This window comes from Marnyiella aurantia (assembly GCF_014041915.1).
Classification (GTDB): Bacteria; Bacteroidota; Bacteroidia; order Flavobacteriales; family Weeksellaceae; genus Marnyiella; species Marnyiella aurantia.
The window spans coordinates 921,086-936,709 of the sequence record NZ_CP059472.1; the positions used below are offsets into that span (position 1 = coordinate 921,086).

At 43.3% G+C, this 15,624-nt stretch carries 13 protein-coding genes; all 13 read right to left on the reverse strand.

Annotation, left to right across the window (positions count from 1 at the left end; all coding sequences use genetic code 11):
* The 13 genes from H1R16_RS04150 to H1R16_RS04210 all read right to left on the reverse strand — a co-directional run bounded on the left by H1R16_RS04150 (nucleotide 1) and on the right by H1R16_RS04210 (nucleotide 15,620).
* Nucleotides 1-1,185, reverse strand: a complete 1,185-nt coding sequence (locus H1R16_RS04150) for an ATP-grasp domain-containing protein (RefSeq protein ID WP_181887552.1) — start codon at nucleotides 1,183-1,185, stop codon at nucleotides 1-3.
* Nucleotides 1,185-2,309: a DegT/DnrJ/EryC1/StrS family aminotransferase gene (locus H1R16_RS04155; RefSeq protein WP_181887553.1), complete on the reverse strand. Its 1,125-nt coding sequence runs from the start codon at nucleotides 2,307-2,309 to the stop codon at nucleotides 1,185-1,187. Before H1R16_RS04155 ends, H1R16_RS04150 begins: the two co-directional genes overlap by 1 nt.
* 1 nt (nucleotide 2,310) lies before the next feature.
* Nucleotides 2,311-3,237, reverse strand: coding sequence for a glycosyl transferase (locus tag H1R16_RS04160; protein ID WP_181887554.1), 927 nt, complete (start codon nucleotides 3,235-3,237; stop codon nucleotides 2,311-2,313).
* The gene (locus tag H1R16_RS04165) at nucleotides 3,234-4,751 is read right to left on the reverse strand and encodes a lipopolysaccharide biosynthesis protein (RefSeq protein ID WP_181887555.1); all 1,518 of its coding nucleotides are present in this window, start codon (nucleotides 4,749-4,751) and stop codon (nucleotides 3,234-3,236) included. The genes H1R16_RS04160 and H1R16_RS04165 overlap by 4 nt, the downstream gene beginning before the upstream one ends.
* A 44-nt stretch (nucleotides 4,752-4,795) precedes the next feature.
* Nucleotides 4,796-5,983, reverse strand: coding sequence for a UDP-N-acetylglucosamine 4,6-dehydratase (locus H1R16_RS04170; RefSeq protein WP_181887556.1), 1,188 nt, complete (start codon nucleotides 5,981-5,983; stop codon nucleotides 4,796-4,798).
* 45 nt (nucleotides 5,984-6,028) lie between these two features.
* Complete coding sequence (wecB, locus tag H1R16_RS04175; RefSeq protein ID WP_181887557.1) at nucleotides 6,029-7,237, reverse strand: non-hydrolyzing UDP-N-acetylglucosamine 2-epimerase; 1,209 nt, start codon at nucleotides 7,235-7,237, stop codon at nucleotides 6,029-6,031.
* Between the two features lie 349 nt (nucleotides 7,238-7,586).
* Entirely contained in the window at nucleotides 7,587-7,889 is a 303-nt protein-coding gene (locus H1R16_RS04180) for a GxxExxY protein (protein WP_318028044.1), read from the reverse strand.
* Nucleotides 7,890-8,185: 296 nt separating this feature from the next.
* On the reverse strand, nucleotides 8,186-9,304 hold the full coding sequence (locus H1R16_RS04185; protein ID WP_181887558.1) for a polysaccharide biosynthesis C-terminal domain-containing protein: 1,119 nt from the start codon (nucleotides 9,302-9,304) through the stop codon (nucleotides 8,186-8,188).
* 14 nt (nucleotides 9,305-9,318) lie between these two features.
* The gene (locus tag H1R16_RS04190; RefSeq protein ID WP_228451094.1) at nucleotides 9,319-9,813 is read right to left on the reverse strand and encodes a cupin domain-containing protein; all 495 of its coding nucleotides are present in this window, start codon (nucleotides 9,811-9,813) and stop codon (nucleotides 9,319-9,321) included.
* Between the two features lie 100 nt (nucleotides 9,814-9,913).
* Nucleotides 9,914-10,945: a polysaccharide biosynthesis protein gene (locus H1R16_RS04195; protein ID WP_181887559.1), complete on the reverse strand. Its 1,032-nt coding sequence runs from the start codon at nucleotides 10,943-10,945 to the stop codon at nucleotides 9,914-9,916.
* Nucleotides 10,946-10,976: 31 nt separating this feature from the next.
* The gene (locus tag H1R16_RS04200) at nucleotides 10,977-12,266 is read right to left on the reverse strand and encodes a nucleotide sugar dehydrogenase (RefSeq protein WP_181887560.1); all 1,290 of its coding nucleotides are present in this window, start codon (nucleotides 12,264-12,266) and stop codon (nucleotides 10,977-10,979) included.
* 38 nt (nucleotides 12,267-12,304) lie between these two features.
* Entirely contained in the window at nucleotides 12,305-13,279 is a 975-nt protein-coding gene (locus H1R16_RS04205; protein WP_181887561.1) for an SDR family oxidoreductase, read from the reverse strand.
* Nucleotides 13,280-13,283: 4 nt separating this feature from the next.
* Entirely contained in the window at nucleotides 13,284-15,620 is a 2,337-nt protein-coding gene (locus H1R16_RS04210) for a GumC family protein (RefSeq protein WP_181887562.1), read from the reverse strand.
* Between the last annotated feature and the right edge of the window lie 4 nt (nucleotides 15,621-15,624).

Sequence of the window (15,624 nt, forward strand, 5' to 3'; positions counted from 1 at the left end):
TTAATTGCCGAATAAGCACTGATCAATAAGAGCAGTAATTTTATCTTTCTGCTCCGACAGATTATCACGATGAGTACCTGTCAAAATCAGATGTCCATATCTGTTTAGACTGTCAGTGATCCTGTTGGTTTCTTCTCCTATTTTCTTATCTAAATGCAGAGAGGTAATGCCTGGAAAATCCTTTAGAATCAGTTCCTTGTCCAGAGCATTTTTTACTGTAAATCTTTCTCCAAAATCAAAGAAAGACACCATTGCCGCTGCCTCTTTCCGCGTAAATTCAATATCACGCCCGGTAGCGATACGCAGAAGCTGATCTTCAATACTTACTCCTGTGGACAAAGGTACCAAATCTGAGGTGATAAAATCGCCGCCCAGGCGGGGTCCGATCTCAATCACCGTTACTTTACCACTGTTAATTTTCAGTTCAGGATGTAAGGCACAGTTGTTCAATCCGCTATAATCAACAATTTTCTGGATCAGGGCTTCGATTTCAGGCTTCAACTCCATAAAGCGGGAAGGTTGGATATGACCCAATTCCACATTATACGGCGGTGGCGTCACAATTTTGTCGGTAAGCTGCAGGATATGCACTTTACCGTGCTGTACCAAGGCTTCCACGCTGATCTCATCACCTTCGATATATTCCTCAATAAGGTAATTGCCATCACGGGAATGCTGCAGTGTTTCTTTAATGGCCAGCGCCAGCTCTTCTTTATTGTGAGCTTTGATGACGCCACGGCTGCCTGAATTGACCACCGGTTTTGTAATTACGGGAAAGGTAAAATCTAAACCTTTAACATCAACCTCACCGGTAAACATCTGACCTTTGGCGTGCGGCAGGTTGTTTTCCTTAAGAAATTCCTTGAATTTAGCCTTGTCCAGTACCGTGTCGCAGCTTTGGTACGATGGAAAAGGCAGGTCCAGTTCTTCCGCAATCCGGCACATCATCAGGATGGGCTTGTCCGTAGCTGCGGTAACTAACCCCTTTAGCCGGTACTGTTTTGCAAGGTCCAGAGTGGCGTCATAATCCTGACCGCCCACCGGGATGAAAACATCTGCCAGTTCTTTTCCGGGTGCATTCGGATCGGGATCGATTACGATGCTGGTATATCCCGCCAGTTTAATGCGGTTGATAATGGAGCACTGCAGGGTTCCGCCCCCAAAAACAAGGATATTATCCTTCATCAGATAAGTTTCTTAAGTGTTTCCGAAATATAGTTTACCTGCTCTACTGTAAGTTTGGAGTACATAGGCAGAGTGATAAGGTGGTCGACCAAAAAATCGGTTACCGGCAATTCGCTGGCAAATTCCTGATAGATGGAAAAATGGTGTACTGCAGGGTAATGCATACTGGTCTGAATACCTGCTTCAGCCAGCTGTGCGCGTATGGCATCCCTTCTTTCGGCATCGCCGTCAGTAAGTACGATCGGGAAGATATAATTGGAGTTAAAATCGGTGTAATCTGCAAACGGTATAATGATTCCCGATACATCATTCAGGGCGTTCAGGTACGCTGTCCTTACTTCTGCCCTTTTCTCCAGGTCGGCCTGAATCTTATCCAGCTGCACAATACCAATTGACGAATGGATATCGTCCATCCTGTAATTATAACCAAGTTCGACTACGTCATAAGCCGTTGAGTGACCTTTTGCTCTTTCGTAAGACATGGAAGTCATTCCGTGAGATCTCAGCAGTTTGGTGCGGGCAGCATAATCATCGTTATTGGTAATCAGCATACCGCCCTCACCTGTGCTGATATTCTTGTTGGAGAAGAAACTGAAACAGCCCACATCGCCGATTGTACCCAGCTTACGGCGTTTATACTCGGCCAACGGTCCGTGGCAGGCATCTTCAATCACCTTCAGGTCATGCTCTTTGGCAATGGCCATTATGGTGTCCATATCGCAGGCAAATCCGCCATAATGCATTACGATGATGGCTTTGGTTTTAGGTGTAATTTTTTTTCTGATGTCTTCGGCAGAGATCGTAGGATTTTCATAGCTCACCACATCGCCAAAAACAGGTACAGCGTTTACATAGCGGATGGCATTTACGGTGGCCACAAAGGTAAGCGAAGGACAGATGACCTCATCACCAGCCTCCACGCCCACAAGTTTTAGTGCAAGATGCAGACTTACGGTACAGTTGGACAGTGCGATGGCATGCTTTACAGAAAGCATACCGGCAAACTTCGCCTCGAAAGCGGCAGTCTTTGGACCGGTAGAGATCCATTTGGACTGAATGGTTTCCAGGGCAGCCTGTTCTTCTTTTTCGTCGAAGTTAAGGTCGAAAAGCGGGATTTTGTACATACTAATTGAGTTTGAGTGTTCTTAGAATTTTACCGACCGCACGCTGAACGATGTTGGGACGCCGGTTAATATGGTTATTAAAATGATAGTTATCGTAATTGAGGTTCCGCGCAACTTCCTTTGGGTGAATCTTTGCGGTGAAGTTAGCATCAAAAGGCCTGTAATGTTCGGCGGTCTGGCCCTTACTGTGAAGACCTTCCGCACCAATGTTTGAGGACAGATGCACCTTTGGTATTATAGATAAGCCGTTTTCTTTAAACCGGATATAGCTCCAGCAGATATCCCAGGTATTTTTACCGGCACCTCTTTTTTTCATTTCTTTTAAGGTAGAACGCCATAACTTTTTTTCCTCTTCATTCTGGGTCAGTTTTGAAAGTTCCTCGTTATTTAGATACTTATCGAAATCATCTACGTTTAAATCGAAGCGGTTCCAGGCTCTTTTCCAGGTAGCCCAACCCCAAATATGTCCGTAAATCCCGAAGAGATAATCTTCATTATTCGGCATATCAATTGGGGTGGTCTGACAGCTGCTTATCATATAAACTTCATTGCTGTTTCTGTAGCGGAGCAGCATATCCTGCGCAAACTTTAAAAATGACATGGGTGCAATAATGTCGTCTTCCAAAACGATAACGAATTCCTCATTTTCCAGAACCCAGGACACAGCAGAGGATATTGTTAATTCTGCACCACGGTTCTGATCATTAAACCTGTAATGGGTTTCACATTCCCAGTCCACTTTAGATACGATCTCCTTTACGGCAGTAACGAGTTGGTCCTCCCCCATTTTATAGTCCCGGGCACCATCGATTGCCACGTAAAGCTTTGCAGGCCGTGCATTCCGAATATATTCAAACGACTGGCGCATTACATCCGGCCGGTTAAAACCTATAAGCAAAACAGGTACGTTAAAATCTGTATTCATCATTGTATCTTTCTTTTAATTACGCCCAAAACAAGGTCTTTCTCATAGTTATTCAAAGCTAAGAAATAGGCTGCAAAACAATATATTAATCCCAAAACAACTGATTTAACAATTGTAGCGGTCCATGATATGGAAGGAAAAAAATAGTTTAAAGCTAATCCAATAAAAACTACTAATATAAATGGTAATGCCATTTTGACTTGGCACTGTTTAAAAAATTTCCAGATATTGATTTTCAATACCCGAACGTAAATAATATTCATCACAATTACGCCACCGACAATATTCCCAATAAAAATCGCAAATCCGGCCCCGGTAGATCCGAACCTAAGTGAAAGTAAATAAGATAAAACTACAGAAACTGCAGCAATAATGATTTTGGAATAGGCATTAAACTTAACTTTGTTGGAAGCGACTAATGCAGTGGATGCAATTTCCTGTGGTATCGTAAGTAATCCCGGCAGTATAAGAAATACCGCAACCAGATAGGATCGCTCAAAATCAGCACCAAGCCAGTTCAGAAAGAACCCCTTACCCGCCACCAGGAATATAGATACGATAGCGCCCAGCATAATAAACTGAATTCTGCCTACCTTGATCATGAGTTCCTGAATTGCTTCCGGACCGCCATCATCTTTATAGATGATCTGAGCTACTTTTGGTAGAAACATACTTCCAAATACAGTCGCAAATGTCCAGACATAACCCTCAATGGTCATCGCTGCTGAAAATATGGCGATTTCTTTACTGCCAGACGTCATGCCCAGCACACTAGGGGTAATATTTAGGATGAGCCTTTGCGCAATGGAAATCACCATCACCCAAAGTGAGAAAGAAAATATCTCTTTCACTAATACAGAGTCAAATCCCTTCCAGTTGATAGGCGTCCAATCCTTTTTCTTCAGGAAATAAAGTTTCCAGATAATCAGCAGAATTCCCAGGCCCGCGTTAACTACCACCAGAGAATATAGTCCGTAGCCCATTATCAGTGCGCCTACCATCAGGACAATATTTAAAACTTTATGGACAAGACCGGTAATTTTATGGAAAATAAACCATTCGCCGGAGAACAGTAAACCGTCCAAAGGTTGAAATGGGAAGGAAATGACCGAATAAAGTCCCGCTACCGCCAAAAGAACCTTAACTTTTCCTAATTCATCCGGATTAAGCTTAACAAAAATATGCTCTACATTAAAGTACATTACGGTAAGCAGCAAAAGGAAGATGACTGCCAGGCCAATAAAAAGTTTGTAAGCAATACCCATGAATCTGGAAATACCGTGGGTATCATTCTGTGCCTTATACTTGGACACAAAACGGGTAACTGCCGCAGAAAGCCCTAAGTCAATGGTAACCATAGTAACCAGTGAAGTGGCCAGTGTATACAGCCCAAAATCTGCCTGGCCGATGATGGAAATCATCCAGGGGGTATAGATAAGGCCGGCTATTATGGAAAAGGCAATGGTAAAGTAGGAGATCATTCCTCCGATCTTTATTTGCCTGCTGCTGTTCTGCATGAATTAATTTTGGCTATTAGTTGGGGGTACCAGGAATAAATTGATTACATTTTTGAATCCAGGTACTTTCCCTTTTCCACATAACCGAAATCCGGAATCATGGTAAAGAAAAGCTGAACGATCTCATCTTTTGTCCAGGCAGCTTTATCTTTCATATTCTTGATTGTGGCTGTAAAATGATTGATAAGCTCGCGGTCGTAAAGCGGCTCGTTTTTTACAATTCCTAAATTAGGGAAACGGTCCATGTCCAGCTCCTCGCGGTCGGTGAAGAACTCCTCGAAATCCTTTTCACCTGTAGTATCGCTGGCTGTAAACAGACAGGGCCACTGTCCCTGGGCGGGAAGGGTATGCACCAACTCACGCGCTTCGTCCTCAGAACTGCACAGATAAGGCGTGTAACCCAATTCTGCCAGATAGCGTGTCGCGATATCCGAGAAGGTGATGAGGTGCAGGTTCTCACTGAGTTTTGGAAAGAAGATATCGCGGTTTTCACCAAAAATGGTAGACATCAGGCATAGTTCGCCTGATTCCTGGGGTGTTACGAAATATCTCTTAATATCGTTTGGCGCCACGATGGGCTGCCTTTTCTGGATACGCTGGTTGAAACCGTGAAGCAATGATCCGTCGGAAAACGCAACATTGGCAAAACGTGCGGTAGAGATATTGATTTCTGCAGAAAGTTTCATCAGATACATCTCCATTATTCTTTTAGAGGCACCCATCATATTGGCTGGATTGGCCGCTTTATCGGTGGAGACACAGAAATACTTCTTCACCCCTTTTTCCACTGACTGCCTGATGGTCTTTTCCGTATTGAATACATTCACGTCAATCATCCGCATCATGGTGTAAGGATCTTTCTCACTTCTTACATGCTTCAGTGCTGACAGGTTCAGGACATAATCGTATCCGCCGTCAGCATTCCAGAAGGCGTCATATTCCACAGATCCTATGTCCAGCGCAAAAGTCTGGAAATCACCGTCAATATAGCCGTGGGTACTCCGGAGGTCACGCACCAGTTCCACCATATTGTTCTCACTGATGTCTACTACGTGAAGCTTAAGCGGATTCCTTTTGAAGATTTCCTTGGTCACAGCCTGTCCGATTGATCCGGCACCTCCTAAAACCAGGAATCTGCTGCCGGAAACGGCCTGTTCCAGTTCACCGGAATGGGCGGAAATATCTTCTTTAAAAAGTTCGTGTTCCCTGCCTATTAACTGAAGTATATTCATTTTTTCTCTTCTTGTGTTTTGTTACTGTAATTGCTTTGAAATGGATTATTTACTCCAAACTACCCTATTCACATAATCGGTATAACTAAGGATGATCCTGACCATCTTTTCCGAAACGTTCGGCATGGAATAGTCGGCAACGGGACGGAAATTGGGGGTTGGTGACTGGTGACTGGTGATTGGTGGTTGGTGATTGGTGGTTGGTGATTGGTGGTTGGTGGTATGCGTATTTCTTGAACCAACGACCTGTGTCTGTAACTGTATGATGCCCTGCAGGATGCGCTCCGGCGAAAGCCCCACCATCATGACGCTGGCTTCCTCCATGGCTTCCGGTCTTTCGTGTGCCTGACGGATGTTAAGCGCGCGGAAGTTAAGGATAGAAGATTCCTCGGAAATAGTACCCGAGTCGGAAAGAACAGCGAAGGATCTTTTCTGAAGCGCGTTATAATCATGGAAACCCAGAGGCTTCAATAACTGGATGAGCGGATGCATTTCCAGCTTCATTTTATCGATCATATTCTTGGTGCGCGGGTGTGTGGATACGATTACCGGATAGCCGTAAGTTTCAGCAATGGCATTCAGCGAGTCCATCAGTCCGCGGAAGTTTTTCTCTGAATTGATATTCTCCTCACGGTGCGAGGATATGACAAAATACTTTCCTTCTTCCAATTCCAGTTTATCAAGTACTGCAGAGGCTTCTATCTTAGGCAGGTAGTGGTTCAGCACCTCAAACATGGGCGACCCCGTCTTAATGATACGGTCGGCCGGTAATCCTTCCCTCAGTAAGTATTCTCTGGCGATATCGCTGTAAGTTAAGTTGATATCGGCGGTGTGGTCAACAATTTTGCGGTTGGTTTCCTCCGGCACGCGCTGGTCGAAGCAGCGGTTCCCTGCTTCCATATGGAAGATCGGGATTTGTCTCTTCTTGGCAGGAATGGCACAGAGGCAGGAATTGGTATCACCCAAAACCAAAAAAGCATCCGGGGCCACTTCTTCCAGCAAAGGATCAATCTTAATAAGTATATTTCCTATGGTTTCGGTGGCTGTTTTGCCCGCGGCTTCCAGAAAGTAATCAGGCTTACGGAGGCCTAAATCATCAAAGAAAATCTGGTTAAGCTCGTAGTCATAATTCTGTCCTGTGTGTACGATGATATGCTCAATAGCTTCAGAATTGTCGAGGGCCATAAGGACGCGGGATAATCTTATGATTTCCGGACGGGTCCCCACCACCGTCATTACTTTTAGTTTCTTCATTATTGTTTGTTTCTCGCTGATTCCCGCAGATTGCTTGCGCAAATCAACGCAGATTTATTCAGTTGTAATTTTTATAAATTATTGACAATTCTATTTATTGAAGTGTCGATTTTTTAAGTGTTAAAATTAACCAATATTCCTAACTTTTTCGCGTAACGTCTTAAATAGGTAGTGAGATAATTCTAGTTACTAAATAATATCAGTCATGTCCATTAGCGAAAATCTGCTTTAATAATCCGCGCAATCTGCGTGAAACTACGCAGCCAGTTCCAAAGACACTCTTATTTTTCTCGCTGATCCTCACAGATTTATTCCGCAGGTGAGCGCAGATTTATTCAGTTCAATTTTTCTATAAATTATTGACAATTCTTTTTATTGAAGTGTCGATTTTTGAGGTGTTAAAATTAACTAATAATCCTAACTTTTTTCCGGATAGTTTCAGATAGGTTGTAAGCTGCTTGAAATGAACATCGGTTAATGCCTCAACTGATTTGATTTCTATGATTACTTTATCTTCTACTAAAATATCTATCCTATACCCTACCTCCAGAATTATTGTTTCATACTGAAACGGCAACCCCACCTGCATCATTATTTTTAACCCCGCATTTTCCAGCTCAAAAGCAAGTGCTTTCTCATACGCTGATTCCAGCTATCCGGGACCAACTGCATTATAAACTTTAAATATACAACCTCTAATTATATATGAAATTTCGTTTTCATTCATATTTTAAAAACTTGCACTCAAGTCAGTTTTATCAAAGCATCCGCGAAAATCTGCTGCCTAATTTGCGGCAATCTGCGTGAAATCACACTTCCAAAAATATACAATCCCTAATCAGATAAGACATTTCTTCTTCATCCATAATTCTATAAATTAATTCTCAGCAGTTATATATTGGCCATCCGCGAAAATCAAAATGAAAATTTGCGGTAATCTGTGTGAAATCATACCTCCAGGAAGTACGTATCTGCGTCTACGGGATCAAACGGTTCATTGATCCAGAAAATGGTATAAAGTTCCTCGTTGCCTATGTTCTTTATATTGTGTGTATACCAGATGGGCATATCTACATAAGCGGGCTCGCTGCCATCCAGATAGAAATCCATAACTTCGTCGCTGTCAATTTTTCTCAGCTGAATTAAAGCTTTTCCTTTTATAACTGCAAACCTTTCAATTTTCCGTGTGTGAAAATGGTTACCACGCGTAATCCCGGGTACAGTGGTTGAAAACGAGCACTGTCCGCCAATTCCAAGTCTGATCACCTCTACAAATGCGCCACGGGGATCGGTGTGCTGTGTAAATTTTACAGGATAATGGGTTTTGTGGTCTATATAGGAACGGTAGGTATTGAAAAGCTGATAATCAAAGGCTGTTTCCAGTTTCGGAATTTCACCGCCTTCAAAGTAAAGTGTTCTGTACTCCTCAAGCTTCTGCAGAACTTCCGAAACCTTGATTGTTTTTGTAGAGGGAACAATATATTCTTCAGAGGTGGTGCCTGATGCGATCTGATCTAAAATTTCCTGCACAAGTTCGCCCACATAAATAAGCTTCACCTCACCGTCCACATCAATGGTTGGTGTTTCGTTATGCGTTAACTTATGACAGAATGTAGCCACAAAGGAGTTATAGTTGGGCTGCCCAAACGGTCCGAAAACGTTCGGAATAATCATTCCGGTGAAGGTTCCCCCGTTCGTATTGGCCCAGTCTGCAAGCAGTTTTCTGCCCTCTTTTTTCGATTTGCCGTACAGGTTGTCCCTCTCCTCTTGGGAAGAGGAGGAAAACAGCACATGTGCCTTGGAGCCGGTGCGCTGCAGAGAATCTGCAAGGCGCTGCGCCAGCGAAACATTGGTACTGTATATAAATTCCGGATCTGGATGACGGTTCATGGCGGCCAGATGTACGATCACGTCGCACTGCGCAACAAAGGCGTCCAGTTTTTCCTCGTCCTCAAAAAAATCTTTCTGGAAATCTACTCTTTCAAACATATCCGGCGTAAGACCCAGCGTATTATAAAGGTGGGAACCTACGAATCCGTTTTGTCCTGTAATTCCAATTTTCTTCATCAATGTGTGTTTTCTCATTTGTTAAAATAATCTGCCGGGAACCTGTGTTCGTCCTGGCTCACGCCCAACTCGTAATCTGCAAAAACCAGAAGCATGGCATTGTCCTGTCTGGCCTGGATGGACGATATATAGCCGGGTGGCACATGCAGTACATCCAGTGTATCTGCCTCCAGCAGGAATTCTGATGGCTCTAAGTCTGCCGATGGATTATCCCAGTTGTCTACACAAATCAGTTTTATAAGAAAACTGCCTGTTAAAGCTGAAAACCAGCGCTGCTCAATCCTGTGCCCCTGCCAGGCGCGTACAAAATCGGTATCTGCATTTTGAATGGTATACACCCTTCGGACGCCGGGAAGTGAAAAATCATTGTTATACCGCAGGGTACCGCGCGGGTCCTGGTGGCGGTTTCCTTTCAGGAGGGTGGGTTGCACAGGGCCGTTGTCAGGAGATTGTACACCGGTGCCTGTTTGCGGGAGACGCGTTTCTTGCTGCTCTTTACGGCTGTTCATTTATATTTTAACTAATTTTTCCTTGTATTTAATTGATTTCCAGTTCCAATCACCATTCACCCCCCGATAGCTATCAGGGCACCAAACAACCAATCACCCCTTACACATAAAAAGCAGGATCCTCCCCAAACACTTCCTTACGTATAAGCGGCAGCGTGTAAATCAACTTTTTCAGTCCCTCCACGCCCTGCTGTTCTGTGTTGTGGGAGTGATAATCTTCTATTTTGGAAATATCGCGTTCGCCTTCAGAAAAATATTTTGCGTAATTAAGGTCGCGGTTATCGGCCGGAATCCGGTAAAAGTCTCCCATATCTTCGGCATGAAGCATTTCTTCGCGCGTACAGAGGGTTTCATAAAGTTTCTCTCCGTGTCTGGTACCGATTACCTTCACAGGAACTTCCTTCCCTGTAAGCTCCATCAGAGCCTGTGCAAGATCACCAATCTTACCCGCAGGTGCCTTGTTCACGAAGAGATCACCGGGATTTGCATTTTCAAAAGCGAAAAGCACCAGATCTACCGCATCTTCCAGAGACATAAAGAACCTGGACATATTGGGATCGGTAACCGTGATTTTCTCACCTTTCTTTATTTGGTTAAGGAAAAGAGGAATAACAGAACCTCGGGAGCCCATAACGTTTCCGTAGCGTGTAAGACAAACCACAGTTTCAGTAAGGCTGCGTGACTCGGCAACCGCTACCTTCTCCATCATGGCTTTTGAAATCCCCATCGCATTGATCGGGTATGCAGCTTTGTCTGTACTCAAACATATCACCTTCTGCACCTTATTAACAGCAGACGCTCTGATAACATTCTGCGTTCCCTCCACATTGGTTTTCACTGCCTGCATTGGGAAGAATTCGCAGGAAGGAACCTGCTTAAGGGCGGCCGCATGAAAGACATAATCAACACCGCGGGTCGCAGGTTCTACACTTGCGTAATCCCGGACATCGCCTATATAATATTTTATTTTATCGTTTTTATACTGGACGCGCATGTCATCCTGCTTCTTTTCGTCACGGGAAAAAATCCGGATTTCGCGGAAATGGTCCGTATGAAGGAAACGGTTGAGTACTGCACTCCCGAAAGAGCCCGTACCGCCGGTAATAAGTAATACTTTATTCTGAATTTTCATCTGTGTGTTTTCAATGGGGTTATTCAATCTTTTATAATCGGGAATCGCTCTCGGCCAGCGTGCCTTTTACATCATAAATGACATGTTTTTGCTTCAGATGCGACTTAAGATCCAGATTAGTAAATTCTTGATGTGCTACCCCCAAAACAATTGCGTCATAACGCTGCAATGGAATTTCTCGGGTACATTTCAGTCCATATTCATGAGCAACCTCTTCCGGATTGGCCCATGGATCAAATATTGCCACGGAAATACTGTAACTTTCCAAGGCCTTCACAACATCAACGATTCGTGTATTTCGGACATCCGGGCAATTCTCTTTAAATGTTACTCCGAGCATTAAAATTTCTGCTCCATGCATCTCAATACCTTTCTTTATCATAGTTTTGATAACCTGTGATGCCACGTATTCGCCCATCGAATCATTTATCCTTCTTCCAGCCAGAATAATTTCTGGGTGATAACCGTACTCCTGCGCTTTCTGAGCCAAATAATAGGGATCTACCCCAATACAGTGACCGCCGACCAAACCGGGCTTGAAAGGAAGAAAATTCCATTTTGTACCTGCGGCCTCTAATACAGCGTGGGTATCAATATCCATGAGATTAAAAATCTTAGCTAATTCATTGACAAAGGCAATATTAATATCTCGTTGGGAGTTTTCGATCACCTTCGCAGCCTCGGCTACTTTAATTGTAGGTGCAAGATGAGTACCTGCTGTGATTACAGTTCCATAAAGATTATTGACAATGTCGCCAATCTCCTTATTAGAACCCGATGTCACTTTTAAAATTTTTTCTACAGTATGTTCCTTATCACCTGGATTAATTCTTTCTGGAGAATAGCCGGCAAAGAAATCAACATTGTACGTCATTCCACTTACCCGTTCAACAACCGGAATGCAATCTTCCTCTGTAGCACCGGGATAAACAGTAGATTCATAAATTACAATATCTCCTTTTTTAAGCACCTTGCCTACAGTTTCACTTGCCTTTATAAGTGGAGTTAGGATAGGACGGTTATTTTTATCGACAGGCGTCGGTACAGTTATAATATAGATATTTGCCTGTGCGATATCATTGATAGTATCTGTACAAAATAATCCAACAGTAGATTCCTCAGCTGCAAACGGATGCTTTTTAATTAGTGAGGATTGTAGTAGTTCTGGCGAAACTTCTAATGTTTCATCAAATCCATTGTTAAGTTCTGCTACTCTTTTCGAGTTAATATCAAAACCAACTACAGGATATCTGGTTGCAAATAATCGTGCAAGGGGCAGGCCGACATAGCCAAGACCGATAACCGCTACTTTATGCGTCATTCTTTTCTTTTTGTGTTTTCATTATTAATTTGGATACCTTAAGTACTCTTCAGATTTTCATAATACCAGCTGACTGCCTCTTTTAGACCTTTGGCGAAATTGTGACTGGGCACATACCCTAATAATTCTGCAGCTTTATCAATGCTGGCTTTTGAGTGTGGGACATCTCCAGGACGCACCGGACCGTGCAAAATGTCGATCTGTTTAATTGCAGGATCATACTCTCCAAGAAACTCCTTAAGTAGCTCAGTCATTTCTAATATTGTTGTTCGATCACCTACCGCAGTGTTATAAACAGTATTGATAGCGTGTGAATCTTTTGCCAGCATTGCCAGTTCATTCATCTGGATTACATTATCGATGTACGTAAAGTCGCGGGAGTAATCGCCACCGCCGTTAATTGTAGGTGATTCGTGATTCATCAGTTGAATCACAAATTTTGGAATCACAGCCGCATATGCTCCTTTTGGATCCTGTCTGCGACCAAAAACATTAAAATATCGTAGACCAATACATTCTAATCCATATGTTTTGGAAAAAATGTCAGCATAGAGTTCATTAACATATTTGGTTATTGCATAGGGGGAAAGGGGCTTTCCGATTACATCTTCAACTTTAGGAAGGCTTTTAGAATCACCGTATGTGGATGAGGAGGCGGCATATACAAATCGTTTGATTTTAGCATCCCGTGCGCTGCATAACATATTTAAAAAACCGCTGACATTTACATCATTACTGGTTATGGGATCGTTGATTGATCTGGGAACTGAACCCAGAGCAGCTTGATGTAAAACAAAATCCTTTCCCTCACAGGCCCTTTTGCAAGTTTCTAAGTCCCTAATATCACCCTGAATAAAAGTGAAGGAGGGGTGTAAAACTAATTCTGAGATGTTGTGAAGGTGTCCAGTGGACAGATTATCTAAACAGGTAACTTCGTATCCTTTACTAATAAAATAATCACATAAATTGGAACCAATGAACCCGGCTCCACCGGTTATAAGTATTCTTTTCATTAATTTAAAAAAATTGGTACCATTTTTTTCTACGCGGACCTTCAGTATAATATCCGTATCCATATTTATTACCGTAGCTTAAATGCATATCTTTCACATCGTTAAGTATAACTGCAAATCTTCCCTGTGCATTCTCGCGGCGAATCTGGTCTGCAAATTCAAGCATATCCCTGTCTGTATGTTCAGCCCGCATTACATAAAGCATCAGATCCATATATTCAAGGAGGTTAAAGGTATCACTAACCATCAGCATTGGAGCCGTATCGATCACGATATAATCGTAGCGATCCTTAAGGCTTTCAACAGCCACTCCAAATTTCGGATCAGCTAGGAGTTCTGTCGGGTTTGGTGCAATACTTCCGCTTGGGATTACATCAAGTTTCGGGTTCAGTGCAGACTGCTCAATATAGCTTTCGGCACTCACATCATCAGAGGCCAGGAAATCGGTCAGCCCCACAGAGGACAGATTCATAAATCTCTTGAACTGTGGATTACGGATATCCGCTCCTATCAGAAGTACTTTGCGGTTTTGGGCAAGCGAAAGAGCCGTATTTACAGCAATAGTAGTTTTACCTTCGCCCTTTACTGAAGATGAGACCATAATTACCGCGGCCTTGTCCTGCTCCGGTTTCCTCAGTACAAACTTCATATTTGTAAGCATAATCCTGAAGGATTCAGCAAATGAGGTAAAGTCATTCTGCTTTACCAGGGCTCCCTCACCATCGTCCGCATGCGGAATCTCGCCCACTACCGGAATATCGGGCAACAACTGACGGATGTCGCGGCGGCTGTGAATATAAGTGTCAAGAGCAAATTTAGTATAAAGGAATGCCGCTGGAATTACAAGTGCGATAAGTGCAGCAATCAAATAGATCGTATTGGTTTTAGGGGCTACAGGTGCAGCCAGCGTGTAAGCAGGATTAACTACTTTCGCTTTAGGAGTATTTACAGAAAGGGCGATAGATGTTTCTTCTCTTTTCTGAAGAAGGTAAAGAAAAAGGGCCTCTTTTAAGTTTTGCTGTCTTTCGATATCACGGAATACCCTTTCCTGCTGAGGAAATTTACTGATAGCCACTCCCGACTCGTTAATCTGATTTTGAACCTGCCCTCTGGCAACCTGCAGACTCATACGGGATTTTCTTAAATTATCCCTGATAAGATTCCTCATCGAACTTATATCCCTGTTGAACTGCTGTACTGCCGGGTTGGAAGGTGTTGCCTGTCTGAGAGTCCTGTTGCGTGTAAGTACCAACTGGTTATATTCCTCAATCACACCGTCCAGGCCGGATGGCATTCCAACATTTGTAGGAAGGAGCTGATCATTATTGGATGAATTGGCAATTCGGAGTACCGAATCAACCATTTCCAGCTGAGTTCCAATATCCATGAGCTTCTTTGTGTTCTCACTGGCATTCTGCATACTTAACTCAGCCTGTGCCTGAAGGTCAGCAATTTTGTTGGCAGCCTTGAAGTTTTCCTTACGGCTTTCAATACCACCCAGTTCCTTGGTAATCAGGTCAAGCCTTTCATCAATGAAATTGGCAGTCGCAACTGCTTCAGCGTTCTTATCTTTGATGGCGTCGCCGTTGTACTGACGGATCAATTCATTAAGAATATCCTCGGAACGTTGAGGCTTGATACCCACACGGCTCAGCTCCATAATTGACGATTTTTTCTGTGGAATGACAACTGCAATGGAAGCTTCCAGCTGGTCTGCAACCAGTTTAGGATGGGTAATAATAAGTTTTAAAGGGGCATTGAATACTACTTCCTGCCTTCTTTGTAGGGTTATGGAACCGAAATCCAAAACGAGCGGTTTACCAAAAGTACCACGAAACTCTTTCTTCTCGGCTTTCAGAACAAACCCAGTACCTGCAGGTTCAACAGTATACGTCGCACTGCTGAAAGACCTTTGGTTCTTCAGCGAATTAATTTCTCCCTGAACCGGACTGTTCTCATAAAGATCAGCTTCCTTTACGTTACCTTCGTTTACCAGTCTCACCTCCAGTTTCAATGCTTTCACCACATTATAAAGGAGTGGTTTTGATTTGATAACCGAAAGTTCATTATCCACCTCGTTACTCATGATTCCGGAAGGCAGTGTCATGTTCTGGAAATCCGAAAGTCCTGTCAGCCCACCCTGCTTACCGTTATCACTCTTTACATACAGCGAAGCCTTACTCATATACTGAGGCGTGGTGTAGCGTAAATAGATCCACGCCAGTGTAAGTCCCAGCAATACACTGATTACAAATAGAGGCCACCAGCGGAGATAGCGCTGAATCTGCCTTTTAATTTCGCCGCTGTCTTTTCGCTGCTCTTGTTTTTCTGTTAAATCCATTCGG